The sequence below is a fragment of the candidate division KSB1 bacterium genome, assembly GCA_034505495.1.
GTDB lineage: Bacteria > Zhuqueibacterota > Zhuqueibacteria > Residuimicrobiales > Krinioviventaceae > Fontimicrobium_A.
The window spans coordinates 12894-38756 of the sequence record JAPDQV010000034.1 but is presented as its reverse complement, the minus strand read 5'-3'; the positions used below and the strand labels follow the sequence as shown (position 1 = coordinate 38756).

At 55.0% G+C, this 25863-nt stretch carries 25 protein-coding genes, 5 tRNA genes and 1 other RNA gene; 24 read left to right on the top strand and 7 right to left on the bottom strand.

The window, feature by feature from the left end:
* The 4 genes from ONB24_12275 to ONB24_12260 all read right to left on the bottom strand — a co-directional run.
* A partial coding sequence (locus ONB24_12275; GenBank protein ID MDZ7316889.1) for a hypothetical protein occupies positions 1-1775 on the bottom strand: 1775 nt, incomplete at its 3' end.
* 9 nt (positions 1776-1784) lie between these two features.
* Positions 1785-2600: a hypothetical protein gene (locus tag ONB24_12270; protein MDZ7316888.1), complete on the bottom strand. Its 816-nt coding sequence runs from the start codon at positions 2598-2600 to the stop codon at positions 1785-1787.
* A 293-nt stretch (positions 2601-2893) separates the two neighbouring features.
* Positions 2894-3985, bottom strand: coding sequence for a hypothetical protein (locus ONB24_12265; protein ID MDZ7316887.1), 1092 nt, complete (start codon positions 3983-3985; stop codon positions 2894-2896).
* Positions 3986-4481: 496 nt separating this feature from the next.
* Positions 4482-7232 (bottom strand): glycoside hydrolase family 78 protein, encoded by a 2751-nt coding sequence (locus ONB24_12260; protein MDZ7316886.1) that lies wholly within the window; start codon positions 7230-7232, stop codon positions 4482-4484.
* 352 nt (positions 7233-7584) lie between these two features.
* On the opposite strand from ONB24_12260, the gene ONB24_12255 reads away from it, so the two are divergent.
* Together ONB24_12255 and ONB24_12250 are read left to right on the top strand one after the other, a co-directional pair.
* Entirely contained in the window at positions 7585-8172 is a 588-nt protein-coding gene (locus tag ONB24_12255) for a nitroreductase family protein (GenBank protein MDZ7316885.1), read from the top strand.
* Between the two features lie 69 nt (positions 8173-8241).
* Positions 8242-9576 carry a DUF1080 domain-containing protein gene (locus tag ONB24_12250; protein MDZ7316884.1) on the top strand — a complete coding sequence of 445 codons (1335 nt, stop codon included), beginning with the start codon at positions 8242-8244 and terminating at the stop codon, positions 9574-9576.
* A gap of 360 nt (positions 9577-9936) precedes the next feature.
* Here ONB24_12250 and ONB24_12245 read toward each other — a convergent pair whose 3' ends face one another.
* Positions 9937-10125 carry a hypothetical protein gene (locus ONB24_12245; GenBank protein ID MDZ7316883.1) on the bottom strand — a complete coding sequence of 63 codons (189 nt, stop codon included), beginning with the start codon at positions 10123-10125 and terminating at the stop codon, positions 9937-9939.
* A 152-nt stretch (positions 10126-10277) separates the two neighbouring features.
* On the opposite strand from ONB24_12245, the gene ONB24_12240 reads away from it, so the two are divergent.
* The 7 genes from ONB24_12240 to ONB24_12210 all read left to right on the top strand — a co-directional run bounded on the left by ONB24_12240 (position 10278) and on the right by ONB24_12210 (position 16118).
* Positions 10278-11513, top strand: coding sequence for a DEAD/DEAH box helicase (locus ONB24_12240; protein ID MDZ7316882.1), 1236 nt, complete (start codon positions 10278-10280; stop codon positions 11511-11513).
* A gap of 137 nt (positions 11514-11650) precedes the next feature.
* Positions 11651-12079, top strand: coding sequence for a phosphate-starvation-inducible PsiE family protein (locus ONB24_12235; GenBank protein ID MDZ7316881.1), 429 nt, complete (start codon positions 11651-11653; stop codon positions 12077-12079).
* Between the two features lie 12 nt (positions 12080-12091).
* Entirely contained in the window at positions 12092-12793 is a 702-nt protein-coding gene (locus ONB24_12230; protein ID MDZ7316880.1) for an MBL fold metallo-hydrolase, read from the top strand.
* Entirely contained in the window at positions 12780-13709 is a 930-nt protein-coding gene (locus tag ONB24_12225; GenBank protein ID MDZ7316879.1) for a hypothetical protein, read from the top strand. The genes ONB24_12230 and ONB24_12225 overlap by 14 nt, the downstream gene beginning before the upstream one ends.
* An 80-nt stretch (positions 13710-13789) precedes the next feature.
* Entirely contained in the window at positions 13790-14410 is a 621-nt protein-coding gene (locus tag ONB24_12220; GenBank protein MDZ7316878.1) for a hypothetical protein, read from the top strand.
* Between the two features lie 93 nt (positions 14411-14503).
* Positions 14504-15700 (top strand): N-acetylmuramoyl-L-alanine amidase, encoded by a 1197-nt coding sequence (locus tag ONB24_12215; GenBank protein ID MDZ7316877.1) that lies wholly within the window; start codon positions 14504-14506, stop codon positions 15698-15700.
* 97 nt (positions 15701-15797) lie between these two features.
* A complete protein-coding gene (locus tag ONB24_12210; protein ID MDZ7316876.1) occupies positions 15798-16118 on the top strand; it encodes a YhbY family RNA-binding protein in 321 nt (106 codons plus the stop codon).
* Positions 16119-16204: 86 nt separating this feature from the next.
* On the opposite strand, the gene ONB24_12205 is transcribed toward ONB24_12210, so the two are convergent.
* Both ONB24_12205 and ONB24_12200 read right to left on the bottom strand, forming a co-directional pair.
* Complete coding sequence (locus ONB24_12205; GenBank protein MDZ7316875.1) at positions 16205-16909, bottom strand: superoxide dismutase; 705 nt, start codon at positions 16907-16909, stop codon at positions 16205-16207.
* Positions 16910-16973: 64 nt separating this feature from the next.
* Positions 16974-17501, bottom strand: a complete 528-nt coding sequence (locus ONB24_12200; GenBank protein MDZ7316874.1) for a hypothetical protein — start codon at positions 17499-17501, stop codon at positions 16974-16976.
* A 58-nt stretch (positions 17502-17559) separates the two neighbouring features.
* Between ONB24_12200 and ONB24_12195 the strand changes: the two genes are divergently transcribed.
* From ONB24_12195 to thpR, 15 genes are all read left to right on the top strand, one after another.
* Entirely contained in the window at positions 17560-18165 is a 606-nt protein-coding gene (locus ONB24_12195) for a chromophore lyase CpcT/CpeT (GenBank protein ID MDZ7316873.1), read from the top strand.
* Positions 18162-19025, top strand: coding sequence for an alpha/beta hydrolase (locus ONB24_12190; GenBank protein ID MDZ7316872.1), 864 nt, complete (start codon positions 18162-18164; stop codon positions 19023-19025). Before ONB24_12195 ends, ONB24_12190 begins: the two co-directional genes overlap by 4 nt.
* A gap of 550 nt (positions 19026-19575) precedes the next feature.
* Positions 19576-19648: transfer RNA gene (locus tag ONB24_12185), tRNA-Glu, on the top strand.
* Between the two features lie 14 nt (positions 19649-19662).
* Positions 19663-19739 (top strand) — tRNA-Arg (locus ONB24_12180).
* The gene (gene tadA / locus ONB24_12175) at positions 19740-20216 is read left to right on the top strand and encodes a tRNA adenosine(34) deaminase TadA (protein ID MDZ7316871.1); all 477 of its coding nucleotides are present in this window, start codon (positions 19740-19742) and stop codon (positions 20214-20216) included.
* Between the two features lie 13 nt (positions 20217-20229).
* Positions 20230-20318, top strand: a tRNA-Ser gene (locus ONB24_12170).
* Between the two features lie 31 nt (positions 20319-20349).
* A tRNA-Ser gene (locus ONB24_12165) sits at positions 20350-20435 on the top strand.
* Between the two features lie 11 nt (positions 20436-20446).
* Positions 20447-20519, top strand: a tRNA-Ala gene (locus tag ONB24_12160).
* Positions 20520-20531: 12 nt separating this feature from the next.
* Positions 20532-20798, top strand: an RNA gene (gene ffs / locus ONB24_12155) — signal recognition particle sRNA large type.
* 50 nt (positions 20799-20848) lie between these two features.
* Positions 20849-22516, top strand: coding sequence for a DNA polymerase III subunit gamma/tau (gene dnaX / locus ONB24_12150; protein ID MDZ7316870.1), 1668 nt, complete (start codon positions 20849-20851; stop codon positions 22514-22516).
* Positions 22517-22574: 58 nt separating this feature from the next.
* Positions 22575-22907, top strand: a complete 333-nt coding sequence (locus ONB24_12145) for a YbaB/EbfC family nucleoid-associated protein (protein MDZ7316869.1) — start codon at positions 22575-22577, stop codon at positions 22905-22907.
* Positions 22907-23503, top strand: coding sequence for a recombination mediator RecR (gene recR / locus ONB24_12140; GenBank protein ID MDZ7316868.1), 597 nt, complete (start codon positions 22907-22909; stop codon positions 23501-23503). The genes ONB24_12145 and recR overlap by 1 nt, the downstream gene beginning before the upstream one ends.
* A complete protein-coding gene (locus tag ONB24_12135) occupies positions 23500-23973 on the top strand; it encodes a phosphatidylglycerophosphatase A (GenBank protein MDZ7316867.1) in 474 nt (157 codons plus the stop codon). The genes recR and ONB24_12135 overlap by 4 nt, the downstream gene beginning before the upstream one ends.
* 6 nt (positions 23974-23979) lie before the next feature.
* Positions 23980-25227 (top strand): competence/damage-inducible protein A, encoded by a 1248-nt coding sequence (locus ONB24_12130; GenBank protein MDZ7316866.1) that lies wholly within the window; start codon positions 23980-23982, stop codon positions 25225-25227.
* Positions 25220-25783 (top strand): RNA 2',3'-cyclic phosphodiesterase, encoded by a 564-nt coding sequence (gene thpR / locus ONB24_12125; GenBank protein ID MDZ7316865.1) that lies wholly within the window; start codon positions 25220-25222, stop codon positions 25781-25783. The genes ONB24_12130 and thpR overlap by 8 nt, the downstream gene beginning before the upstream one ends.
* Positions 25784-25863 lie beyond the last annotated feature (80 nt).

The following is a 25863-nucleotide window of genomic DNA, read 5'->3' as shown; positions in this document are numbered from 1 at the left end:
CGGCAGCCGCCGTAGAAAATTTCCTCGTCGCCGTCTTTGTCAAAATCGTAGGCGATTAATTCATGAGCATGGCCGGCATGCCAAAACTGGCCAACCTGTTCTCCTGCCGGTGTTAAAATCGTCAGCGGTGATGGGAAAAACGGTCGGTGTATTGCAGTGACTGCCAATCTTTTCCCTTTTCGGGTTTTGATGACAATGATCTTTGCGATATAAAAGCGATCCTGATAGTCATACCTTCCAAAGCGTACGGCATGGTGCGGCTTGGCTATCCAGCGCAGACGGCCGTTATGCGCAAAGCAGAACACTCGACCGTCGATTGACTCGTGGGATATTTCGTCCGTACCCATAATGACTTCGATTTTGCCGTCGTCGTCGATGTCATCAAAAAGCACGGTGGGGTAGTATTGCTGAATTTCTGTATATTTTCTCCGATTTAATTGAACGCCGAAATCATATTTCCATAAAATCTCACCTGCAGCGTTTTTAACAATAAATTCGCTGTTGAGTACGTCGAAGGTTGCCGGTCGGCGGTCCTGCCGCCAACCGAAAGGATCGAGGCTGAGCAGCAGGAGAAGAAATACGAAAGCCGCCAAAACCGCGCTTTTGAGGCCTTTACGTTTCAGGCGGCGGGTATGGGAGATCAGGCGTAGAGTCGGGGTCAGCGGCCTGGTCTGCACCAGGTTGCGGTCGCGCAGCGCCTGCTCCAACGTGCCGATTCCCTGCACCGACAGCTGCCGCTTGGGATAGCGCTTCTGCAGCTCGCCGAGATATCGCAGGGCAAACGGTAGGTTGTCCTGCGGCACAAAGATCCGCTCTACCGGCGAAAAAAAGACGGTACGTAATTTGGCGGCCAGCCCTTTTTCGTCCACCGATTTGACGCATCCGTCGGCATCGATCGTGCCGGTGACGACGGCGTTCTGGTTGAACAGATATCTGGCCAGGCGATAGTAGCGGTTGCCGGCGGCCGCCCAGGCACAAACCGCAGCGGCCAAGCTCATTGAGGGGCCGATCAGTTCCGCTTCTTTATCCGCAACGGAAAACTGATAGGAATAATAGCTTGCCGCAACCGGCTCCGACATGGCGGCGCGCGCTGCAGCCAACGCATCGTAAAGCGACCACAAAAGGCTGCCGTGCTGCAGCGGTACGGTGTTGTTCAAAAGCACGCGGTCCTCTTCGGCGTCCGCAGGCCGCTCCTTTGCCTGAGCATGCAGCGGCAGCAGAACGCCGACGGTTTGTTCGCCTTGACCGGCGAGCAATACCACTTTGAGAGATCCGACGCGAAACGCATTCAGAGCCGCGCGCATGGCAGCCGCCGCGGCAAGCAGATCATCCCGACTTTGTTCCGCCGGTGCAATCGAGAGAAGGCGATCGTATACGTCGGCGCCGATTTCGGCAGGAGGCGGCCATCCTAACACTGCAGCTGCGCGCTCGGGCTCGCCGACATGCAGATAATGGAGAGCGCAGGCGGTTCGGAGTTGCTGCTCGGCATCGAATACCAGAGTTTCCTGTTCCGCACAGCAGCCGTGAAAGGCACGGACAATATCGAGCAGGCGCTCAAGATCGACGGGATCCCAACCGCACTGATTCAAGCCGCTGCATAGATGAGGCAAGTAGGATATGAACTGACGTCGATAAGAAAGCCAACGCGTTGGATCATCTTCGAGCATGGGGGAGAAAAAGTGCAGGAAATAAAGTCGATTGAGATAGGGGTTGCCGGAATCCAGGCGATCGGCGAGTTGAACGGCTTCAAGCTCGAGTTCCAGGGCGGTCTTCACGGGGTACCCTCAATAGATGTGAATCTTGAGCAGCCGTTCGGGATCCATTGTCTGTATCACTGCCACCCCTCTTTCAGCCGGCGATTCGAAGGTGCGCAGATCCGTAATCGCAACCACTTTGAGTTCACGCAGCGCCGGTCGGCCGTCGATTCGGCGAAAAGAAAGAATATATCTCCCTGGCTTGTCCCGACTGACGGAAATTTCTATGTCGCTGTCTTCAATGTCCTTTAAGATAAATTGATGTTGTTCGCGGCTTTTTTCCGCAAACGGATCGAGGGGTTCGAGAAAGATTACGGCGCGCGGCAGGACAATCTGAATTTCATGACACTCCGGCGCTTCCATGGGTCCGAAATCGATCCTGCCTTCGGCGTCCGTGATGCCGCTCAAGCCGGCTTCGGGCAGATGTATCTGGATGCCGCGCGTTTTGGCCATATCGTCGGCCAACAAATAAAACTGCAACCGACCGCTTGCCGCATCGTGCATCAGTCGACCGACATACCCTTGTTCCCGATCGGTAAAACTGAAAACCGTAACAGATCCGTTTGGCCGCCCCCCCTTTGCGGCCAAACGGCGGTTCGAACATCCATTTGCCCCGGTCAGAGGAAAGAGATGCAGGATGCGAACCTCGGACATGCGGGAGCCGCTTTCGGCTGGGGCGTTTCCCCCGTACATGCTGATCGCGCTATAGATCGCCCGCAGCGCCAGGTAATACTCTCGGCATCGGTCACACTCCAGGAGATGCGCTCGAATGGGTTGGCTGATCGCCTTGACCCCCAGAACCAGCCGCTCGATCTCCTGTACGTCCAAGCATACTGTCGTTCGCATTACCACCCCGTTTCCTCTATATAGTATATATTTGCAATGAAGGGCTCATCATAAAATTTTTTTCGTGCGCTACAAGATACAGTCATTTCCTAAGCGGGCTATTCTTATAATAAAAATAAACTTACGAAAAATTTGACTTAATCTGCTCAACCCGTCATGTTATAATATTTTACTTTCGGCTTGGGGTTACAATCGCTTATTCAGATTTCGACGGATGAATTATTCTTCGCAGTTTGCCTTTAAAGCGACGAATTACCTCTCCTGCCATCAGCACCGTTTTTTGGATTCAGCTATTACTCATCAGGTTTTCGATTTTTGGGGCCTTTGGGTCTCGGCTTGTCGGGTTGCAGAAATCGCATCAACCTCTTCTGCATCTCCTGTCGATAAACCCGAGTCAGGTAATCCAACAAAGGGCGTATCTGTTGATGATATCGCTTATCCTCCAGTTCCGGCCACCACCGGCGCAAAACCTCTACCGAGATCGGGAAATCGGGATCCTCGCTCTGCAGTCGGGCAAGCATTGTTTCTTTAAACACGGTAAATAATGCCAAGGCTTCAAAATCGGTCAGCTTTTGTTTCTCGATATATTGGCTCTGCAGCAGGTTTTGAATGACGCGCAAGGATTGTTCGGCTGCAGCCCAACATCGCCGCAAAAGCGGGTAAAGATCCATTAACGATGGCTCGTCCAAGAGCGAATCAGGGTCTTGGATTGCTTTGTAGTATTGCGTAATTAATTCCGACGCTTCCGTAACGTTGAGGATAATCGGCTTTCCAAGCAGCAGAATCAATTTCTTTAGCAAAACGCCTAGTAATTGATCAACGGTCATTTGCGGCCGGAATTCCACCATCGCTGCTTGCAAAATATCCCAGGGCGGATAGACAAAACTCAATCCGGCCGGCAGATTCGGGGGGTAATATTCAATCGTCTGACCGATGTCGCGATTCAGCTTTACCCCTTTTATCTTCTGCGCGGCTAGGCAGACATTACGCCGCACTCGTGTTCCGTCGGGATCACGTTCTTGAAGCAGGCGGCATACCTGCTGGCGCATCAGGCGGAAGAGTACTCGACGCAATAAGAACAAAACTTCTTCTGCCGATGCCTGCCTCTCCAACAGCGGTAAAAAAAGCTTTTTTAGATAAGGATAACTTCCCCCTGTCTCTCTATAAAATAAGTAAGAAATTCCCGTACAAGCTAATTGCCGATATTCTGTCGTTTCCCCGCACTCGCTGAAATGACACCCCTTGAATTCTAAATACTTTAGAATCGCCGCTCCCATTTCTCGACAAACCGCGGCCAATCGTTCAACCGCAGCCTCGTCTTCCGAAACGCAAATTTTGGTAATCCACTCGAGGACCGATTCCGGCGTCCATTTCGGGGGCGGCATGGCTTCTTTGCGGTGACAATTCGTAATTCATTATATGAATTTGTTAACAATAAAAATATTTTTTGTCAAGAAAGCAAGGACAAAAATTATCCGACACTTGATCGATCAGCACGTTTGGAGAAGAGAGCATACGGTTATGCTTTGTGGACTTTTAAAAAAGGGCTGAAATGCCGCAAGCCCAAAAATAAAAGGGGAACAAAAAGAAGAGCTTCCATTATGGAATCCATCGGCTTTCGTTGTTGCATGTTGTATACGGCAATGGCAAAGGAACGACCGGTGTTGATGCGTTCGGTCTTTGCAAGATCGATCCGTTATTTACTCTCGGCCTCATTGCCCCGCTGCCCGGCCGGTGAATCCTGATTAGAATCGTTGCCTTGGCAGCATGCCTGCAATTGTATCGCGTGGATCTATGAAAAAGATGGAGCCGCGCATCAATGAAATGATAAACCTCTTCGTTTCTCTGCCTTGAAAACAAAAGCAGGGAGTGCACTATTCTTCACAAAACGACTTGGAAAGAATACTTTCCGCTGCCCACAAGGTATACCGCATAGCCATTTTCAATTCTTTGGAAGGAGATGGTATTTGCCTGCCCGGCCGGTTTGCCGCTTTCGAATACTTGCTCCGGACGATCGGCCGGCACATAAACCGTTGCCCGACAACCCACCGGCACCTGAATGTCCATACTGAAGCCGTTTTTCTGCCGCCAAACGATGCCCGCTTCGCCGTAAGGCGTACGATTGAAATAGAGAACCGAATCGAGTCCGGCGACCGGCTGCGGCTTGAACAAGATATGCCGATAGCCGGGGTGGTCCGGATCGGTGCTCATGCCGGCGAGTTTTCGGTAAAGCCACACCAGTCCGCCGCCGAACATGGGGTGATTATGCGAGCCGCGGTTGTCCCAATGCTCGCGCGTGGTCGTCGCGCCGTCCTTGAGCCAAAAGCCGTAGCTGGGAAAAGTGGTTTTTGTCATTGCCTGCCAGGCAAGGTCATGAAGACCATTCTCCGATAGGACTTCGAAGAAAAACTGCGTACCAAAGATGCCGGTATCCAGATGGCCGTTGTTCTTTTCGATATTCTTTTTGAGCGCGGCCACGACGCGCGGCCGGACCGAGTCCGGAACGCCCATGCGCAGCGCCAGCACATCGCCGCCGGAGGTGCCGTAACTGCCGCTTTGAGGATCAAAAAAAGCGAGATGAAAAGCCCGCCGCGTTCGTTCGGCCAAAGCCTCATAAACGGCGGCTTCCGGCTTGCCGAGCGCACGAGCGGCCTTGGCGGTCAAGTCGGCGCAGCGCCAGAGGTAAAAAGTGTGCACCAAATCGTCGCGCAGGGGCTCGCCCGGTAAAGCCCAGTCGCCGAGGTTGAACCACCGCAAAGGTCTGCCGTCGCGACCGACGCGCTGTGAATGCATGATGCCTGCCTCGTTGACCCAGCTTTGCAGATAGCCCACATAGCCTTTCATGGCCTCGTAATTATCTTCGAGCATATCACGTGAACCGTAGTGCAGATAAAATTCCCACGGCATGATGCAGATCGCAGCGCCCCAGGCTGGTCCGCCGCCGCAGCCCGGTTCCCACGGTGCACCGTTGGGCACATAGCCGTCCGGCAGCTGCGCGCCGCGCATATCGGCAATCCATTTCTGATAAAATGCCTGCGCATCAAAGTGATGCATGACGGTCACGCAGGCGACTTGGCCGTCGCCGGTGTAGCCGGCGCGCTCGCGGTGCGGACAGTCGCTCGCCAGACCGCCGTGCATGTTGTCCAGCTGGCTGCGGTGCCAGATTTTATCGATTTCATTGATCAACGCATTGGAGGTGACGAAACGGCCGGTCTCTTCAAGGTCGGTATTGATCGCTTCGGCGATAATCTGCTCCGGCTTTAGTACTCCCGGCCAATTGTGAATTTCGACGGCGCTAAAGACGAACCAGTTGAAGCGAGGGGCATATTCGCATGTTGGTTTGCCGCTGAAAATATAAAAGTGATCACCGGAGTAAGTGTTGCTCAAATACTTGATTTCGATCTGCCGTCCCGCCGGTCCGCTGAAATTGCGCAGTCGCACGCGGCCGGAAATCTCGACGCCGAAATCGACCCGCCAAACGTCCCCGGCGAGCTTTTTTACCCGCTTGGGCGGCAGGCGCAGCGTCACCTTGTCGGTAGGGGAGGTGTGAGCGCAAAGCTTACCCTCCGGCGCCCGGCGCAGAGCGACCGGCCGCCAATTGGAATCCTCAAAGCCTGGAGAACACCAGCCGTCCTGCTCCAGGCGAGCGTCGTATTTTTCGCCGTGGTAGACCAAATCCATGCGGATCGGGCTCTCCGCCGCTTTCCAGCTCCCGTCGCTGACAACGACCGCTTCGCTGCCGTCCTGAAATTTTATGTGCAGTTGACAAATGAAGCGCGGTGAACCGTAGGAGGCGGTCCAATATTTCGGCGCGTTGTAAAAGCCGTTTCCCAAAATTGCGCCGATGACGTTCTCGCCCTTGCGGAGCTGCCGGGTCACGTCGTAGGCCAAATACATGACCCGGTATTCGCGAAACTGGTCGGGAAGCGGAATATTTTCATGGATGAGCTGGGGGCGTCGGCCGTAATTGGTTTGATTGGGAACCAGCTCGTCGTCGCCGATCTTGGTGCCGTTGCAGTAAAACTCAAAATATCCGAGGCCGGTGACAAAAACCACCGCCTGTTCGACCGGTTTATCCAGGTGAAAGCTTTTGCGCAGCAGCGGCGCCGGCGGCGGCAGTTCGGTCGGATAGGCATCCGGTCCGCCTGGCGGTTTGGGGAGTGCCTCCTCACCCTGCCAGGGAGCGCCGATCCACTGCGCCTGCCACTCGTCGGGATGCATAAGGCCCATGCGCCAGTGCGCCGGTTTGCTCCAGGCTGACGGCTTGCCGTCGCGATCCCAGACCCGCACCTGCCACCAGCACTCCTGCCGCGATTTCAGCGGCCTGCCTGCGTAGGGTACGCGCGTCGACTGATCGGATTCGATGCGGCCGCTGTCCCAAAGATCCGGCTTTTCCAAAAGCTCCGGCGATGAGGCGACGCGTACCTGCCAGGCGGTCTGACATTGACCGCGCACGCCCTCCTCGGCGATGTTGATCCAGGCCAGCCGCGGATGAGGAATGTCAATCAGCGGGGCCGAAAGATACTCGCAGGTAAGGTGCGTTGGGGTAATTGCGCCAAAGGCCTGCAGCGCAAAACAGATCAAAACGGCGTAAGGCCATTTCCTGTAAAGTCTGCGAAAAATGATCGGCATGCGTCACCGTTTCAGTTAGGGTTTTAATGAATCGGAAATGATGCGGTAAATTAAACGATTTTTCCGCTAATGCAAAACAAAAGTCGAAGCCTCTCAAGACCGACCGTATTGCATGCCTTCGCCGGCCGTGTTTCGACAGGATGATCCATCGAGAGGGCGGCTGCAAGGCCGAGAGCTCATTTTACCGGTTGCTGCAGCGCTTCAAAAATCGACTTCGGAATTCTCGGCACGTTTACTACCTGCAACGCCGTCGGCTCGGGTCGAAACGAGAGGACCGGTCTGAGAAACTTGTTGACATTTTCTCTTGGCGATGGCTATTTTCTTTTCGCTATTTGAAAGGAAGATCATAGCCATGTCGGTTTACGAGATCATTCAAAAGCGACGCACCATCCGCAGATTTCAGCCGCGCCGTATTCCGTTGATTACGCTGCGTAAAATCGTCGATTCGGGACGCATGGGACCGTCGGCCATGAACCTGCAGCCGTGGGAGTTTATCATTGTCGACAGTCCGCAGCTGGTCAGCGCCGTATTCGAGCAGACGCAATGGGCGGGATACCTGCCGCGCGAGCAGGGAAGGCCGCCGAAAGGGCAGGAGCCGACCGCCTTTATTGTGGTGCTCTTTAACAAGCGCTTCTCTTCCCGCTGGACGCACCACGACATCGGGGCGGCGGTCGAGAACATGATCCTGGTTGCGCTCGAAGAAGGCATCGGTTCCTGTTGGATCGGCTCGGTCAACCGTCCGAAAGTCATGGAGCTCCTCGAAATCCCTGAGGAATACGAAATCGATTCGGTCCTGGCGCTGGGATATCCGGCAGAAGAGCCGATTGCCTTTGATTTGGACGAGTCGGTAAAATATTATCGCGATGAACAGGGCAGGCTGCACGTGCCGAAACGCAGGCTGGACAGCGTGCTCAGTCACAATCGTTTCGGCCAACGCTGAGTTAAAGCCCGTGTTTTCCGCAGCCGGCAGCATCTGTTGCAATGGATCTTTATTGCCGAGGAGCAAGCCATGAATTCTCTGCATCCGCAGAAAGGAATTTTTACGATTTGCCTTTGCCTTTTTCCAGCAGCAATCGGCTGTGCGCAAAATGACTTTAATCCCCTCTTCAACGGCATCGATCTGAGCGGCTGGGTTAACGTAAACTGTGCACCGGAAACGTATAGCGTGCGCGACGGCGTTCTCTATTGCACCGGCAGGCCGAACGGCTTTCTGCGCTCGGAAAAAATGTATGAAAATTATATTCTCGAGCTGGAGTACCGACACCTGCAAAAAGAGGGGAATTCGGGGTTGTTCGTGCATGCCGATGCGTTGCCGGCGGTCGGCAAGCCGTTTCCCCGCGCCATCGAGGTGCAGATCCTTACGGACCGCAACACGGAACAATACACCAGCCATGGGGATGTCTTTGCCATAAACGGCGCGACTTTGGCGCCTTTTCCGCTGCACCCGGACGGCTGGATGCGTTCGTTACCGCAGGAGCGTCGCGCCAAACCGACCGGCCAATGGAACCATTACCGCTTGGAAAGTCGCGACGGTACTCTGACTCTTGCCGTTAACGGCAGGGTGGTTACCCGAGCTTATCATTGCGTCCCTCGAAAAGGTTACATCTGCCTCGAATCGGAAGGTTCGCCGATCGAGTTCCGCAACATCCGCATCAAAGAGCTGCCCGGTTCCAATCCTCCGCCTGAAGTCGTTGCCCAAGCGGATGAAGGATTTCGTTCATTGTTCAACGGCGTCGATCTGCGAGGCTGGAAGGAGGTGCCGGGTAATTTGAACCACTGGCGCCCCGCGGACGGCATTCTGGACTACGACGGCAAAAGCGAGGCTGAAGGCGAAGAGAAACACTTGTGGACCCTGGAGTCCTTTAAAGATTTTGTGCTGATCGTCGATTGGCGGTTTTCAGGCAAGCCGAAGCCGGCCGAGCTGCCGATCGTGATGCCCGACGGATCGACACTGTGCGATCAGAACGGTAAGGAGGTGACCGTTCCGGTTCTGAACGCCGGCGACAGCGGCGTTTATTTGCGCGGCTCCTCCAAAAGCCAAATCAACATCTGGTGTTGGCCGGTGGGTTCCGGCGAGATCTACGGCTACCGCACGGATTCCTCGATGCCCGCGGCGGTACGGCGCAGCGTCACACCGCTGCTGCCTGCGGATCGGCCGCTCGGGGAATGGAATCGATTCGAGATCACTTTAAGGGGGAATCGCGTCGGCGTCGTTTTGAACGGCAAAACAGTTCTGCGCGACGCCGAGCTGCCGGGCATCCCGGAACAAGGGCCGATCGCACTGCAGCATCACGGCGATCCGATTCAGTTTACGAATATTTTCATCAAGGAGCTGCCGAGATAAGATTCGAGGCGTAACGGCCCTTGCGCCTTTTGCCCGAGCCCGAGATAACAAACCCCAGGTACGGCAAATCCCCTACAGATTGAGCGGGATAAGGCGGACGGTCCTGCCTTCCGATAAGAGGGCGATGGGCCGGCGTCGAAAAGCTCGGCTTACGCTTGCCAAGAGGGGGCTCAATACGGCTTTGCCTTGATGGTGAATTCACTCTTGATTGAGTAGGCCGGCTGCATCATTTCAAATGCCGGGAATGCCGATCATTAGGCTTGCTTCGTCGGTTACTTGCGCAGGCGCCTGGCGTCCCCCTCTCACTTTTGCAGCTGCTTATTCGCCCGAATTAATAAAAATTTCAATAGCTGCCTGATTTTAAGAATAATCCTTGGTTTTTTCTGCAAAATTGCCGATATTGGTTTGTTCATTCGAGCATGGATGGAACGAAATCAGCTTGTGATTCCTTTGGGAATCGTCCGCCGGAAACGCCGCACGCGTCGTGTTGCCGATGGAAAATTCAAGCGACCGCAGCCTTGTGTGACCGCGGTTCGACATCGCTGACATGACCGCCCGCCGGCTCTTCAGCCTCCTTTTGAATTTTCCCCTGCGAAACAAGCCTAATCACTCACCGCCTATTGGGCGTTTTTCCGTCCCTGCCGTTCTGTGTGACGGAAAGACCGTTGCCGAAATCTATTTCATATCATGAAGGAAACCGTATGACTTTTGAAGAATTTTCGCTTCACCCGCGTCTTCTGCGCGCCGTTCAAAAAGCCGGCTATGAGGAGCCGACGCCGATACAGGAAAAGGCGATTCCGCTTATTCTTGCGGGACAAGACTTGATCGGCACGGCGCAGACCGGTACAGGCAAAACGGCGGCGTTTATGCTGCCGATTCTGCAGCATTTGATCGATGCGCCGCGTCATAAAACCCAGGCCGTCATCATCACGCCGACGCGCGAGTTGGCGGAGCAAATCCACGAAGCGATCGGTCAATTGGCCGAGTTTACCAACATCCGCAGCGCTGCCGTCTACGGCGGCGTTTCGCCGAAAAATCAAATTCGCGCCCTCAAGTCGGGCGTCGAAATCCTCGTCGTCTGTCCGGGGCGATTTCTCGACCTGAGCGGGCAGGGATTCGGCTCTTTTTCTGCAGTCAAAACCGTAGTGTTGGATGAAGCCGACCGCATGCTCGATATGGGGTTCTTTCCCGACGTGCGCCGCATCCTGAGTCAAATGCCGAAAAAGCGTCAGACGTTGATGTTTTCCGCCACTTTTCCAAGAGAAGTCGAGCAGTTGGCGGCCGAGGCGCTGCATCAACCGCAGCGGGTGACTCTTGCCTTGGCCAAACCGGTGCACACGGTCAGCCACGCGCTCTACCCCGTGGCGCCGCATCTCAAAACGCCGCTTCTGCTGGAGCTGCTGCAGCAGACTGAAGCCCGATCGATCCTCATTTTCACGCGCACCAAGCATCGCGCACAAAAGCTGGCGGAAAAGCTCAGCCGCAGCGGCAGGCGGGCGACCAGCCTGCACGGCGATCTCAGCCAGGCGAAGCGGCAGGCGGCGCTCAAGGGCTTCCGCAGCGGCGCTTATCAAATCATGGTCGCTACGGATTTGGCGGCGCGGGGGCTTGACATCGCCCGCATTTCGCACGTCATTAACTATGACATGCCGCTCAATCCGGACGATTATATTCACCGCATCGGCCGCACCGGCAGAGCGGAGCGCACCGGACAAGCTTATACTCTTACCACTCCGGAAGACCGTTCGATGGTCAGGACTTTAGAAAAGATCATCGGCAAACCGTTAGAGCATCGAAAGTTGGAGCATTTCGACTATTCGCGGAAAGATCCTGCCGTCGAAGAGCGCCGCACCGTACTGCCCGACTTGCCGCGCAGTCGTGAGTTCCAATCGCGCCGTCGCGGCGTTGAAAGACGCAGGCCGCTGCGCATCCGCTGACCGATCTCAAGGGGATGCAGAGGCATCCCCTTTTCCTTTTCTTCTGTTTATTCCGCTTTACTTTTCCCTCCTCGTTGGTTAAATTGCCTTTGATAGACGATTCGGTCTGCAGATAAAAGAAGCAGCAAGGATTCGCCATGAAAATAATTGCCGCTTTCGAAAGAGGCGTGGTTTTTGTTCTCCTGCTCTTAATGGTCGTCGTTCTGGTGATCGGCACCGTCGAGCTGGCAGTCATGTTGTATCAAAGCCTTATTCGCCCGCCGTTTCTGCTTTTCGATCTGACCAATCTTTTGGAAATTTTCGGCACATTCCTCATGGTTCTCATCGGCCTGGAGCTGCTGGAGACCATAAAGGTTTATTGGCAGCAGAACAAATTCCATTTAGAAGAGGTGCTGATCGTTTCGATCATTGCCGTCGCCCGCAAGGTGATTTTGGTCGACAGCAAGACCTTTTCCGCTGATTTTCTGTTGGGAATGGCGGCGCTCATTTTGGCTTTGGCCGTTAGTTATTTTTTGGTACAGCGTAAGAGACGGAACATTACCGATTCGACAAGCGAAAAGCAATAATGCGGAGGATTTATGATGATGATATTGCTTGCAGCTTTTGCTCTTGGTGAATTGCCCTGCGATGTTGTGCCTTCGACAAGCGGCGATCTGCAGATTACCTTTATCGGTCACGGTACGCTCTATTTTACCTGGCAAAACAAAGTGGTTCATATCGATCCCTGGTCGCGGTTGACCGATTACACCGCCCTGCCCAAGGCAGACGTTGTGCTGATTACGCACCATCACCGCGATCATCTCGATCCGGCGGCCGTGGCCCAGATCCGCAAACCGGAAACAACGGTGATTTTGACGGAAAAGTGCGCCGCCGAGGTACAAGGGACGGTGATGAAAAACGGCGACTCGCTTACCGTTGCCGGACTCACCGTGCGGGCGGTTCCGGCCTACAATTTGGTGCACAAACGCGATACCGGCGAACCGTTTCATGTCAAGGGCGAAGGCAACGGCTACCTGATCACTTTTGGAAAGCTGACGGTGTATATTGCCGGAGATACGGAAAACATTCCCGAGATGGCGGCGCTGCACGGTCGTGTGGACATTGCTTTTCTGCCGGTCAATCTCCCATACACTATGGACGCAGAGATGGCTGCCGCGGCGGCACGGGCGATCACGCCCAAAATTCTCTATCCCTATCACTACAATCCGGAGCAGGTCGCCAAACTGCAGCAGCTCCTTGCCGGCGAACCGATTGAGGTCCGCGTCCGTGCAATGGAATAGCGCTTCCGCTTGGACGCTGATCTCGGCGGCACTGATCTTGGGTTGTTCAGTCCCTCGATCAGCGAATTTGACCCTTGCAGGCGACGGCTTTCAGATTGTCCAGTCCGGCGAGATCGTCGACCGCCGCATCGAAGAGATCAGCGGCATTGCAGCGTCATTGCGGTCGCCGGGCCGCTATTGGGTGATCAACGACAGCGGCAATGAGGCAAAGCTCCATCTGATCGATCTGCACGGAAATCTCTTTCATTCCGTTGTCGTTCAGGGAGCCGTCAACATTGATTGGGAAGACCTCGCCGCTTTTCAAGAGAACGGTCGCCCGCGGCTGCTGATTGCCGATACCGGCGCCAATGCCGTAGAGCGCTCCTATTTGAGCCTTTATTTACTGGACGAACCCGATGAATCGGCAGACTCGGTGTCGGTCGATCAGGGCATCGATTTTGTGTTTCCCGACGGCGTGCTGGACTGCGAAGCGGCGGCCGTCGATGTTGAGGCGAGAAAAATTCTGCTGATCGACAAGCGAACCGTGCCGCCGGTTTGCGCCGAGCTGCCGCTGCATCCGGCCTCTGCCGGCATTTTGACGGCCGAGCGCGTTGCCGAAGCTACGACTGTACGACAACCGACGCCTGAGGAAATCGAACGACCCCTCGATCGTCACCATGCGCAGATTACCGCTATGGACCTTGCTCCCGACCGATCACGCCTGGCGCTGCTGACCTACCGCCGATTGTACATTTATGACATTCCGGCCGGCGAACCGTGGTATGCCGCGCCGGCGCGTGAACCCAAAATCATCGAGTTCCCCGCGTTGCAGCAGGCCGAGGCAGTTTGCTTTTCCGGCGACGGCGCCTCGCTCATCATGACCACGGAAAAGCTGCCGGCGCCTCTTTTGAAAGTAGTTTTAAAAGACAAATCGTGACAACCATAGACCGCTCATCCTTGCCGACGCCTTCAATACGAGTTCGCCGGCGTTTTTCTTTAAGCATAATGGAGGAAAAAATGAAGCGGATCATTCTCTTTTCGGCAGTTCTTGCGGTTCCCCTTTTAGCTGAAGAAACCGCAAACGGCCTCGGCTTTGCAGCCGGTCAGTTGGCAGGCATCGGATTTTCTTATCGTTATTTGCCGGACAACTATGGCTTTCAAGTATCCTTCGGTGTTCTGTCTTTAAAACAGAACAATGATTACCAGCCCACCAGCTATCGTGGAAGCTATGACCCCGACAAATGGCTGCCGCCGATCGAACCGTACCCTATGTCCTATAACACGAGGGATACCCATGCCAATATAGGTGTGCTTCTTTTTAAAGTGCTGCACAGCGCCAAACGGTCGCGTTTTTATCTGTTTACCGGCGGCAGTATTATGTACAACGAATCAAATTACAAAGAGCAGTATTACGGCTACACGATTATAGACGCCTCCACTTTTGAATACGGTCCGGTAGGGAAACCGAACAAACGTACTAAAAAAGAATCAACGCGATATTTCGGCCTTGGTATCGGGATGGAGTACAAGCTCACCGACAACATAAGAATTGCTGTGGAATGGCCGTTGAGCTACACCAGCAAAGGCGATTGGGTGATGTATATCCCGCAAGGCGGTCTGCATTACTTTTTCAAGTAAAATTTGCGGTAATTTGATAAAACTCAAATCCGAGCGAATCGGCAGAACAAAACAAAGGACGCATAAAGCTTGCTAAGGAACTCTTGCCTTGCTGTGTGGCCTCTGATGCTTTTAGCGGCGATAGAGTTGCTGCAGGCTCAGGTCTTTGTTGAGGCGACTCCCATTAAGGGCGAGGGGGCTCTTGCCATGTTGCGGCGTTTCCTGCTGCCGACCGATTCGGCATATGTACAAAAGTTTTATGAGTTGAACGCCGATCGCCTTGGTCCCAACGCTTCTCTTCTGGCCGGAAAAGCGTATCGTTTGCCGATTATCGTTTTCGAATATGATCGCGTCGGTATTCGTACCAGCCTCGGCATCGACGACCGAGAGTTGGCGGCACGCATCGACAAATATAATCGCTTCGCCTTGGAAGCCGGGCTGCGCTCCGCACCATACCAGCAGGACGAGCGTCTTTGGGTTCCTTTTTTCGAAGTCCTCTCCTACCAGGGCAATTCACCCCCCGTATTCGCTCCTCCTGTTTTGTCTGCGCCGCAAAAACTTACGGGCAAAGTGCGGACCGATGCTCGATCGCTTTACGGCGGCAAGAATGAGGCGCAGCCACTTGGCAACAGTCTGGCGGGACATTATTTCTACCTGATCAGCGGACACGGCGGGCCGGACCCGGGCGCCGTGGGGTTGCGTGAAGGCGTTAAGCTTTATGAAGACGAGTACGCTTACGACATAACCCTCCGGCTGGCGCGCGCACTCGAGGCTCACGGCGCGACCGTTTTCATGATCATCCGAGACCCTGACGACGGCATTCGCGAAGAAGGCATTCTGCGCGGCGATCGCGATGAACGCTTTATCGACGGCAGCAAAATATCGAACAAGACGATGCTGCGGCTGCAAAAACAGGTCTCTTTGGTCAACGAGCTTTACCGCCGTCATCGCACGACTGCCAAATCGCAATGGGCTATCCACATTCACGTGGATTCGCGCTCGGATTCAAAGCGCATCGACCTGTTTTTTTACTATCAACGGACAAGCGAGGCGGGAAGGAAGCTGGCGTTGACACTGCAACGGGTTTTTCGCAAAAAGTACGATACCCATCAGCCGGGCCGAGGATATCGCGGCACTGTGTCGACGCGCAATCTATACGTCCTCAAGCACATGCTCCCGCCGACGATTTATATCGAAGCGGCAAATATTCGCAATCGGCGCGATCAGGATCGGCTGATTATTGTCAACAATCGGCAAGCCTTGGCAAACTGGCTCTGCGAAGGCATCATCGAGCACATCAAAAATCAATAGCAAAACCATTTACTTGTTTTCCGCTCAACTCGGCTGTTGGCGTCATGAATTATTGCAGCTCAGCCCTTGTAAAAAGCGGAAATCTCGAGGGAAATATATGGAAAAATTGACGAGCTTTCAGCGCAGTTATCTGCGGGGTTTGGCCAACACACTCAAACCCGACGTGGTTATCGGCAAGAGCGGATTGACGGATTCGGTCGTTGCGGCCATCAACGACGCGTTGGACGCCAATGAACTGATCAAAGTGCGGTTTCTGGAGTTTAAAGAGGAGAAAAAAGATTTGGCGATGCAAATCCAGGAACGCTGTCGCTGCTTTTGCGTCGGCATCACCGGATTCGTGGCGATCTTTTATCGCCCCCAGGCAGATCCGGAAAAGCGGCGCATCCAAGTGCCGCTTTCCCGCTCCGATGTGCAATGAAAAGGCCGTCAATACCGGCGTTCGACGGCCTACGGCTGCATCGTCATCCCTGCAAAGCAAAAAAGGCTCCGCATTGGGAGCCTTTTTTATTTGACGGCCTCTTCATATCGGGCTGCGACGTCCGCCCAGTTGATCACTGAGAAGAAATTGTTGACATATTCGCCGCGCCTGTTCTGGTATTTGAGGTAATAGGCATGCTCCCAAACATCGAGTGCCAGCAGCGGAACGGCTCCCCAGGCGGTGAGGTTCTGGTGTTTTTCCGCCTGCAGAATGACAAGCCGTTTACCGAGCGGTTCATAGGCTAAAATACCCCAACCGCCGCCTTCCACCTGATTTGCGGCTGCGGAAAAGTGCGCCTTGAAGGCGGCAAAACTGCCGAAATCTCGTTCGATCGCTTTGGCCAAAGAACCGGTCGGTTCGCCGCCGCCGTTCGGCTTCATGTTCTGCCAGAAAATGGTGTGCAGAATATGTCCGGAGCCGTGAAAAGCGACTTTGCCGCTGTAGAACTGCACCAGCTCATAGTTGCCGCTTTGTCTAGCCTCCTGCAGCTTGGCCAGAGCGGCATTGAGTCCCTTGACGTAGCTGAGATGGTGAATGTCGTGATGCAGCCGCATCGTCTGCTCATCGATGGCGGGCTCCAACGCGTTGTAGGGATAGGGGAGAGGCGGCAGAACGTATTCGCCCTTTTCATCGACCGGAAGCTGCGCCGCTCCGGCGGTAAGAGTCCATCCCGCGCTTACCGCCGCAGCAGCCAACGGCACGCTTTTGAGGAATTCTCTTCTACTGGTCATGATAGATCTCCTTATTAATTTTTGCCCTTTGACTTGGAGAGTTTTAACATGACCTGAATAATAATTATTCCAAATAGCGCTTTTGAATGGAGCGAAGCAGCATATCGCGACCCTCGGCTATGACCTTCGATGAGTATCTTCCCTGCATCAAAAGCGCCGAAAACGCTTCTTCCGCTTGGCTCGGCGCTAAATAACCATCCTCGACGAGAAGCGGGAGCAGCGACAGAGCGCAGTAATGGGGCAGTCCGGCTCGCCGGCAGCAGCGCAAAAGCGAACCGTCATCCGAAAGGACGGCATCGGCGCCGGTTGAAAGACAAAGCGCGATGACCTCGGCGTCTGTTGATGTTAGATCGTCGATGGTCGGCGCAGCCTGCGGCAACGGGCAGCAGATCGTTGCCTGCTCAAAACGGCGATAGTCTTCCGCTGAGCCGCCGCGCTTCAGCTCGGCCAGCACGCTCGGCGTCACCAGCAGATGATAAACCGCGGCAGTCGTTTCCAATAAACCGACGCGATGCAGCAAAATAAGCGAGCTTGTGTCGCAGGCGAAACTGCGGCGCTCACCAGAGTCGGATTTTATCTCTTTATCGCTCACCGAGGTTGTCTTTTTGCGGCAGCTTGTGTATTTTTCAAAAATAGGAGTTTCTGCGACGATGGTAAAGCTCTTTTTCCTGATTTTGCTCGCCTCGACAGTCGGTCAAGCGGATGAATTGTCGCGATTGGCCGATTATTTACAGGGCAGCTTTTCCAACCGCCGCCAGGCTGCAGAGGACACTGCGTTTGCCGAGATTCATCTGCACATGACGCGCATTTGGCCGGACCGCACCGATACCCTGTGGTTTTATGTCGAGCAGGCTTGGGCCGAACAGTTGGATGCGCCTTATCGTCAGCGTATCTATCGGATCACGCGACAAGACTCATTCCTAGTCAGTGAGGTGATGACGATCGACGGGGCGGAGGAGTTCATCGGCGCCTGGAGGCAGCCGGAGCGCTTTGCCGATGTCTCCCAAGAAAGGCTGCACGCCCGAGAAGGTTGTGCGGTTTATTTGACGGCATTGCCGGACGGTTCCTTTTACGGCAGGACGCATGAAAGGGAGTGTCTCAGCAACCGCCGCGGTGCCGTTTACATGACGACGGAAGTTCGTATTACGGAAAGCCGGTTCATCAGTTGGGACAGAGGATTCGATGAAACGGGCAGACAGGTCTGGGGGCCGATAAAGGGGGGGTATATTTTCGACAAAACGGAGGATGAACCATGAAACGGAAAAGCATCGGATTGGCGATTTTGTTTCTTTGCAGCGCCTCGAGCTATGCTGAACCGATCGTTCTGCCGCTTTGGCCGAACGGCGCGCCCTACGGTGAAGCGGCCATCGCGGAAACGCCGCAGCTGACGATCTATCTGCCGCCCAATCCCACCGGCGCGGCAGTGGTTATTTTCCCTGGCGGCGGTTATTGGGGATTGGCGATGGACCATGAAGGCCGCCAGGTGGCTCAGTGGCTCAACAATCTCGGAGCGGCCGGGATCATCGTCAGTTATCGCCGCGGCCCGGGCGCCCAGCATCCAGTGCCTCTGCTCGATGCTCAGCGCGCCATTCGTACCGTGCGCGCCCGTGCCGAAGAGTGGCGCATCGATCCCAAACGCATCGGCGTCATCGGCTTTTCCGCCGGCGGTCATCTGGCCTCCTGCACCGGCGTGCATTTCGATCTCGGCGATTCCGCTAACGCGGATCCCGTGCAGAGGATCAGCTGCCGACCGGACTTTATGATTCTCATCTATCCGGTCATCTCGATGACCCGCGAGTACATGCACCGCGGCTCGATGGTCAATCTGTTGGGCGATCCGCCCGATCCGCAGCTGACGATCAAAATGTCGACCGATCTGCAGGTGACGCCTCAAACATCGCCCACCTTTTTGATTCTGACCAATGAAGACACAGTCGTACCGGCGGAAAACAGCGTCTTTTTCTACCTGGCTTTGCGCAAGGCCGGTGTACCTGCAGAAATGCACATTTTCGAACGCGGCCCGCACGGCTTTGGACTGGCGCCGCTGGATCCCGTTCTGTCGAAATGGATGGAGCTTTGCCGCAACTGGATGATGCAACGAGGCATCCTGCATTAGTTCATCGTCGAGGGGGAAATGACTTTTCAAACGCAGGAGATTCCGGCCCTTTGGCTGCTTCTGAAGGGCCATACAGGGAAGGGAGAAAACATTGACGCGGGAATGTGAAAGAACTTTTTAAGTGCCGAAAAGCCATTTTTTTATAAAACTCCGCCAATTTCTTCTCTCAACGCAATTGGTCTGGGCCGTTCGTAGAAATTTATGACAGCCTTAAACTTGACAGACAGTAATGAATGGCCGATGGTCTTACCTTGGAGATACTGCGGCTGCGATTGCCCAGGATTTTGGGTTTGCATTCCAGGAGTCGCCTCGGTTTTTTCTCGTAACAGGAGTTTAGGGTTTACTAAAGGTTGTCGGCTAATGGATAAAGGTAGTTCGGCGTGTAGAGTTACGTGACGTCGGGCTTGAATCGATAGGGAGCCACTTTCCACCGCGATCTTGGTTCTGAAAAGTCGGGCGCGTATTGATTTTGACGCTTGTCTGCAGGAGGCTTTTACCGATAAAAAAGTTGACTTTAAAGGGGATTATTGCTATATTTTAACCCGCATTCGGCGCGTTCGTCTAGCGGTCCAGGACACCGGCCTCTCACGTCGGTAACACGGGTTCGAGTCCCGTACGCGCTACAGAAATGCGTGTTGCGCCCGTAGCTCAATTGGATAGAGCGTCTGGCTACGGACCAGAAGGTTAGGGGTTCGATTCCCTTCGGGCGTACCAATGACAGAAGAGGAGCGGATTGTCCACGAAAAGTGGATGAGCGCGGCGCTGGAGGAGGCTCGCAAGGCGTTTGCCAAAGGCGAGGTGCCCGTCGGCGCCGTTGTGGTCTCTGACAACAGCATCATCGGTCGCGGGCACAATCTGGTAGAGACGCTGCAGGATCCGGCCGCGCACGCCGAAATGTTGGCCGTCGGCAGTGCGGCAGCAGCGACAGCCGGCTGGCGGTTGGAGGATGCGGTCCTTTACGCTACGCTCGAGCCGTGCATGATGTGCGCCGGCGCTGTTTTGTTGGCGCGCATTCCGCTGATCGTTTACGGCGCGGCTGATCCGCGTTACGGCGCCTGCGGCAGCCGATTGGATTTGGTGGATCACAACGGTTTGGACGTGCATGCGCAGGCGATCTCCGGCGTATTGGAAGCCGAGTGCAGCAGTCTTTTAAAGGATTTTTTTAAAAAGCTTCGTCAACGACATCGTTGACGAAATTTTTTTCGGAGAGGTGCGAGAGCGGCTGAATCGGGCGGTCTCGAAAACCGTTGTGCCCTTTACCGGGCACCCAGGGTTCGAATCCCTGCCTCTCCGCCGAGAGGGCGACGGAGAGTCGCTCATGCGAGGAGAGATGTCCGAGTGGCTGAAGGAGCACGCTTGGAAAGCGTGTGTAGTGTAATGCTACCGCGGGTTCGAATCCCGCTCTCTCCGCCGTGATTGTTGGGGCCGTAGCTCAGATGGGAGAGCGGTACGTTCGCAACGTACAGGCCGTGGGTTCGAATCCCATCGGCTCCACAAACAGAATGGCTGTGCTAGATGGGGAGCTAGCGGTGCCCTGTAACCTGCAATCCGCTACAGCAGGATCGAATTCCCATGCTGAGGTTTGCTCGTTTTTACTGCGTCCTGATCCAGCGGCGTTGAAGAGCCAAGTCCTTCGCAATGGAGGCGTGCCCAACCCCGTCAGGACCGGAAGGTAGCAGCGGTAAGCACCTAATCCATGTGCCGCGGGACCGCTTGGCTCGAGTCGGCTGTTCACGATGCGTAAAAAAAGAGAAATCGAAGCGGGGTGCACAGCCATTTTCGACAGCGTTGCGGCGACGAACTGATGTGAAAGAGATGCCTGCATGTCCTACCAGGTCCTGGCGCGCAAATACCGCCCCATGTTTTTCGAAGACGTCGTGGGGCAGGAACACGTCACGCAAACCCTTCAAAACGCCATCCGCCAAAACCGTATCGCCAACGCCTATCTATTTTGCGGCCCGCGCGGCGTCGGAAAAACGACCGTAGCCCGTCTGTTGTCCAAAGCCGTCAACTGCGACCACGGGCCGACCGTCCGACCCTGCAATGAATGCCCGTCCTGCATCGAAATCAATGAGAGTCGCAGTCTCGATGTGCTCGAAATCGACGGTGCCTCCAACCGCGGCATTGACGAGGTGCGAAATTTGCGCGAAAGCCTTCGTTATGCTCCCAATCCCGGTAAAAGCCGCATCTATATCATCGACGAAGTCCACATGCTCACCACCGAGGCATTCAACGCCCTGTTGAAGAGCCTCGAGGAACCGCCGCCGCGGGTGCTCTTTATCTTTGCCACCACCGAAGTGCATAAAGTGCCCACGACCATCGTCTCCCGCTGCCAGCGATTCGACTTTAAGCGCATTCCGATTCGCCGGATCATCGAGCAGCTGCGCGAATTGTGCGCCAAGGAAGAGATCGTCATCGACGACGAGTCGCTGCGCATGATCGCGGAAAAAGGGGACGGCAGCATGCGCGACGCCGAAAGTATCCTCGATCAAGTCATCGCTTTTGCAGGAAAAACGATTACCAACCAACAGGTGGCGGAGCTGTTGGGCGTCATCGGCCTGCCGCTGTTTTTTGAGGTCACCGACATAATTCGCCGCGGCGACAGCCGTGCCGCCGTCGATCTGGTGCAGCGGATTTTTACGGAAGGCTATGACTTTGCCGTCTTTCTCAACGGTCTGGCCGAACATTTGCGCAACGTGCTGGTGGTCAAGGTTACCGGCAATACCGACGAATTGACCGTTGCCGACGAGTTTGCACACCGTTATCTGCAACTGAGCGCCGAGTTTCAAACCGAAGATCTGCTGCGTCTCATTAAAATGGCGGTGGAAACCGAAAGCCTCATGCGCCGCAGCAGCAACGCCAGACTGCATTTGGAGACGGCGCTGATCAAGATGACGACCATGACCTCCTCGGTGCAGCTTTCCGAGCTGGTAGCACACCTCCAGGAGGCCAAAAAAAAAAGTCCCCAGCCTAAGTTAACCCCATCGGTATCTAACACCCCGCGACCCGAAGCAACGGCCCCCCTTCTTGAATCCCCGGCGCCAATGGGTGACAAAAAATCGTCCGGTTCAGTAACCGCCCATGAACAGGCTGCAGAAGCCGGACCGCCGTTGACGCTCGAGCAGATCGAAGCTCAATGGCCTGCCGTGTTGGAAGCGGTCAAAAGTAGGGCGGTAGCGGTTGCCGCAGCCTTGATCGAGGGATGGCCGGTGCGACTCTCGGCCTCCTATTTGGAAATCGGTTTTGCCGGACGGAACGGTTTTCACCAGGCGGCGGTTGAAAGGCACAGCCGTTCCCTGGAGGAAATTTTGCAGGAGCGGTTCGGTCGGCGGTTGCGCATTCGGTGCGTCGAAGTGAGTGAGGAAACGCTGCGGCAAGTGCGCAAAGTAACGCCGGTCAGCGACAAAAAGGAAGAGTTTGAGCGTTTGAAAGCGGAGAGCGATCTGGTGCGAACGATCGTCGATCTGTTCGACGCAGAATTTATCAAATAAAAAAGCAATTTTTACCGTTATTGCACAGGCAAATTCGACGGCACGCATAGGAGAAGATATGAAAGGCGGAATAGGCGGCTTATTGAAGCAGGCGCAGAAAATGCAGCAGGAGATCGAGCGCATTCAGAAAGAATTGGCCGATATGCGCATCGAGGGCAGCGCCGGAGGCGGCATGGTCAAAGCCGTCGCCAGCGGCGCTCAGGAACTGCTTGAAATAAAAATCGATCCCGAAGTCGTAGATCCGAACGATGTAGAAATGTTGGAAGATCTGGTGTTGGCAGCCGTAAATCAGGCGCTGGAGAACGCAAAGGCCAAGGCGGAATCGGAAATGGCGCGCGCCACCGGCGGTCTAATGCCTAATCTCGGCGGCATGAAAATTCCGGGTCTTTGATGAAATACTCATCCGAAGCGGTCGAGCGGGCGATTCAGGAGCTCAGCCGATTGCCCGGCATCGGCCGAAAAACGGCTCAGCGCTTGGTTTTCTATCTGCTCAAGCAACCGGAAGCGCAGGTTCAGCAATTGGCCGAAGCTCTAATCGAGCTGAAAAAAAAGGTCATTCACTGTTCGATTTGCTTCAACATTACCGAAAGCGACCCATGCTCGATCTGCACAGGCGGCAAACGCGACCGCTCAATGATTTGCGTCGTGGAAGAGGCGAACGATGTGCTGGCGCTGGAAAAGACCGGCGGCTATAACGGCCTTTATCATGTGCTGGGCGGTTCGCTGTCGCCGCTCGACGGCATTGGACCGGACGATCTGCGCATCAAGGAACTGCTCGCCCGCATTGACGAGACGGTGAAGGAGGTAATCCTTGCGACCAACCCCGATACCGAAGGCGAGGCCACGGCGCTTTATCTTGCCCGACTTCTCAAACCGATGAACGTGCGCGTGTCGCGCATTGCCCGCGGCATCCCGGTGGGTGCCGATTTGGAATACGCCGATGAAATCACGCTGACCCGCGCCATTGAAGGCCGGAGGGAGTATTGACGAAACAGATGAGCAGTTCAAAGGCCGCCGAACGGCTTGCTGTGATCATCGGCACCACCTTCGGCAGCGGCTACTCGCCGGTTGCTCCTGGGACTGCAGGCGCCACGGTCGTTATCGCCGTACTGTGGTTTCTTCCTCTCCCTGCAACCGTCATTTCGGTGCACCTTATAGCGCTGTTCTTTTTCATCGGCGTTTGGGCAGCGACGCAGTGTGAAAATCGCTGGGGAGCTGACCCTGGCCGCGTAAATTGGGACGAAGCGGTCGGGATGATGATTTCCATTATCGCATTGCCGAAAACGCCGGTGATTTATGGAGGAGCTTTTTTGCTCTTTCGCCTGTTCGATGTTTTGAAGCCGTTTCCAGTCAATCGTGCCGAACGGCTGCCGGCAGGCTGGGGGATTATGATCGACGACGTCATTGCCGGACTTTACACGAATATTGTTCTGCAAATCCTAATACGATTGATCTGAGCTTTTATGAAAATAGAAATCATTTCCATCGGCGACGAGCTGCTCATCGGTCAAACCGTCAACACCAATGCGGCTTGGATGGGAGAGCAGCTGCTGTTGATCGGCGCGCCTGCCGAGTGGGTGACGACCGTAGGAGATTCGCGCGCCAATCTGCTCGAAGCGCTGCGCATTGCTGAATCTCGCGCTGATGTGGTCTTGATCACCGGCGGCCTTGGACCAACGCACGACGACGTAACCAAGTCGGTCTGCGTCGAGTATTTCAACTCACGGCTGGTACTCAATGAGTCGGTGTTGAACGCCGTGCGGGAACGTTTTCGTCGACGCGGCATAGAGATGGCAAAGGTCAATGAGGAGCAGGCGCTTGTGCCCCATAATGCCGAGATCATACCCAATTCGCGCGGTACGGCGCCGGGGATGATCTTTCGTAAAGGCGATAAGGTCTTTTATGTGATGCCCGGCGTGCCGTTCGAAATGAAGGAAATGATGATCGGCCGCGTCTTGCCCGAACTCAAGGCAAGGCTCGGCGGCCGTGCGGTAGCAGTCCGCAATTTAATGACCACCGGCGTGCCTGAAAGCGCCCTGTATCAGCAGCTCGACAACCTGCCTCTGATTCTCGAGCGCGTGCAGGCCGCGTTTCTCCCCAATTTGTACGGCGTTAAAATTCGGATAATGGCCGCTGCCGATTGTGAGGAAGAAGCGGAAAGGCGCGTAGAGGAAGCGGCAAATAGGGTCAAGGAAAAACTCGGTGATTGCATTTACGCCGAGACCGACATTCCTTTGGAGGCAGCGCTGGCCGAGCTGCTGCGCAAGGCAAAAAAGACTTTGGCGCTGGCCGAATCCTGCACCGGCGGCCACATTGCCAATCTTTTTACCAACATTCCGGGCAGCTCCGAGTTTTTCGAGCGCGGCTTGGTCACTTACAGCAACCGCGCCAAAATGGAACTTCTTGGAGTTCCTGAGGAGACGATCCGGCAGTACGGTGCCGTGAGTGCTGAAACGGCCGTCGCCATGGCTGAAGGAGTGCGCCGAAATGCCGGCACGGACTACGGCTTGGCCGTCACGGGTATTGCCGGTCCCACGGGCGGCACGCCGGAAAAGCCGGTCGGACTGGTATTCGTGGCCTGCAGCGATGCCGAAGGCGTAGTTTGGGAACGGCACCAATTTCTCGATGACCGCCTCGGCAACAAGCAGAGGTCTGCACAGGCGGCGATGAACCTGCTGCGAAAAAGACTTTTGGGGCTTCGCCATGGATGAGATTCGCACTTTTATCTGTTTCGAGCTGCCGGCGGAGGTGAAATCGGAACTGAAAAGGGTACAGGATATCCTGCGGCCGCAACTCGGCGGGGTTTCTTGGGTCAAAGCTGAAGGGATACACCTGACGTTGAAATTCTTGGGCGAAGTACCGAGCACAACCTTGAAAGCGATTGCCGAAACGGTAAAGGAAATAGCGGCGGGATTTTCGGCCGTGAGCCTGCGGCTGAACGGCTTGGGCGCTTTTCCCTCGCTGCAGCGACCGCGTGTGTACTGGGCCGGTGCGGCGGTGCAAAGCGGCAACTTGAGCGGTTTGCAGCAGTCGTTGGAGGAAGCCCTGGCCAAGCTGGGTTTTCCCAAAGAAGATCGTCCTTTTTCGCCGCATCTTACCTTGGGTCGCGTCAAGCAATTCGAGCGGCGCCCCTCACCGGCGGAAGTATTCGGCAGAGTTCAGCTGCAGCCGCTCGAGTTTACCTGCGACGAGCTGGTGCTGATGCGCAGCGACCTCAAACCGAGCGGCGCCGAATACACGCCGCTTGAGAAATTTCCCTTGCGTTAAGGGGTAAGTCGTTTTAATTTGTAATTATCAAATTTTCCAGAAAAAGATCTGCCGCATGGCTCGGCAGCATACAAAAAGGG

Bases quoted from the DNA above. Each gene is read 5' to 3' on its own strand.
- ONB24_12270 (MDZ7316888.1), bottom strand. From the start codon at position 2,600: ATGCGAACGACAGTATGCTTGGACGTACAGGAGATCGAGCGGCTGGTT.
- ONB24_12265 (MDZ7316887.1), bottom strand. From the start codon at position 3,985: ATGCCGCCCCCGAAATGGACGCCGGAATCGGTCCTCGAGTGGATTACC.
- ONB24_12260 (MDZ7316886.1), bottom strand. From the start codon at position 7,232: ATGCCGATCATTTTTCGCAGACTTTACAGGAAATGGCCTTACGCCGTT.
- ONB24_12255 (MDZ7316885.1), top strand. From the start codon at position 7,585: ATGTCGGTTTACGAGATCATTCAAAAGCGACGCACCATCCGCAGATTT.
- ONB24_12250 (MDZ7316884.1), top strand. From the start codon at position 8,242: ATGAATTCTCTGCATCCGCAGAAAGGAATTTTTACGATTTGCCTTTGC.
- ONB24_12245 (MDZ7316883.1), bottom strand. From the start codon at position 10,125: ATGTCAGCGATGTCGAACCGCGGTCACACAAGGCTGCGGTCGCTTGAA.
- ONB24_12240 (MDZ7316882.1), top strand. From the start codon at position 10,278: ATGACTTTTGAAGAATTTTCGCTTCACCCGCGTCTTCTGCGCGCCGTT.
- ONB24_12235 (MDZ7316881.1), top strand. From the start codon at position 11,651: ATGAAAATAATTGCCGCTTTCGAAAGAGGCGTGGTTTTTGTTCTCCTG.
- ONB24_12230 (MDZ7316880.1), top strand. From the start codon at position 12,092: ATGATGATGATATTGCTTGCAGCTTTTGCTCTTGGTGAATTGCCCTGC.
- ONB24_12220 (MDZ7316878.1), top strand. From the start codon at position 13,790: ATGAAGCGGATCATTCTCTTTTCGGCAGTTCTTGCGGTTCCCCTTTTA.
- ONB24_12210 (MDZ7316876.1), top strand. From the start codon at position 15,798: ATGGAAAAATTGACGAGCTTTCAGCGCAGTTATCTGCGGGGTTTGGCC.
- ONB24_12205 (MDZ7316875.1), bottom strand. From the start codon at position 16,909: ATGACCAGTAGAAGAGAATTCCTCAAAAGCGTGCCGTTGGCTGCTGCG.
- ONB24_12195 (MDZ7316873.1), top strand. From the start codon at position 17,560: ATGGTAAAGCTCTTTTTCCTGATTTTGCTCGCCTCGACAGTCGGTCAA.
- ONB24_12190 (MDZ7316872.1), top strand. From the start codon at position 18,162: ATGAAACGGAAAAGCATCGGATTGGCGATTTTGTTTCTTTGCAGCGCC.
- tadA (MDZ7316871.1), top strand. From the start codon at position 19,740: ATGACAGAAGAGGAGCGGATTGTCCACGAAAAGTGGATGAGCGCGGCG.
- dnaX (MDZ7316870.1), top strand. From the start codon at position 20,849: ATGTCCTACCAGGTCCTGGCGCGCAAATACCGCCCCATGTTTTTCGAA.
- ONB24_12145 (MDZ7316869.1), top strand. From the start codon at position 22,575: ATGAAAGGCGGAATAGGCGGCTTATTGAAGCAGGCGCAGAAAATGCAG.
- recR (MDZ7316868.1), top strand. From the start codon at position 22,907: ATGAAATACTCATCCGAAGCGGTCGAGCGGGCGATTCAGGAGCTCAGC.
- ONB24_12130 (MDZ7316866.1), top strand. From the start codon at position 23,980: ATGAAAATAGAAATCATTTCCATCGGCGACGAGCTGCTCATCGGTCAA.
- thpR (MDZ7316865.1), top strand. From the start codon at position 25,220: ATGGATGAGATTCGCACTTTTATCTGTTTCGAGCTGCCGGCGGAGGTG.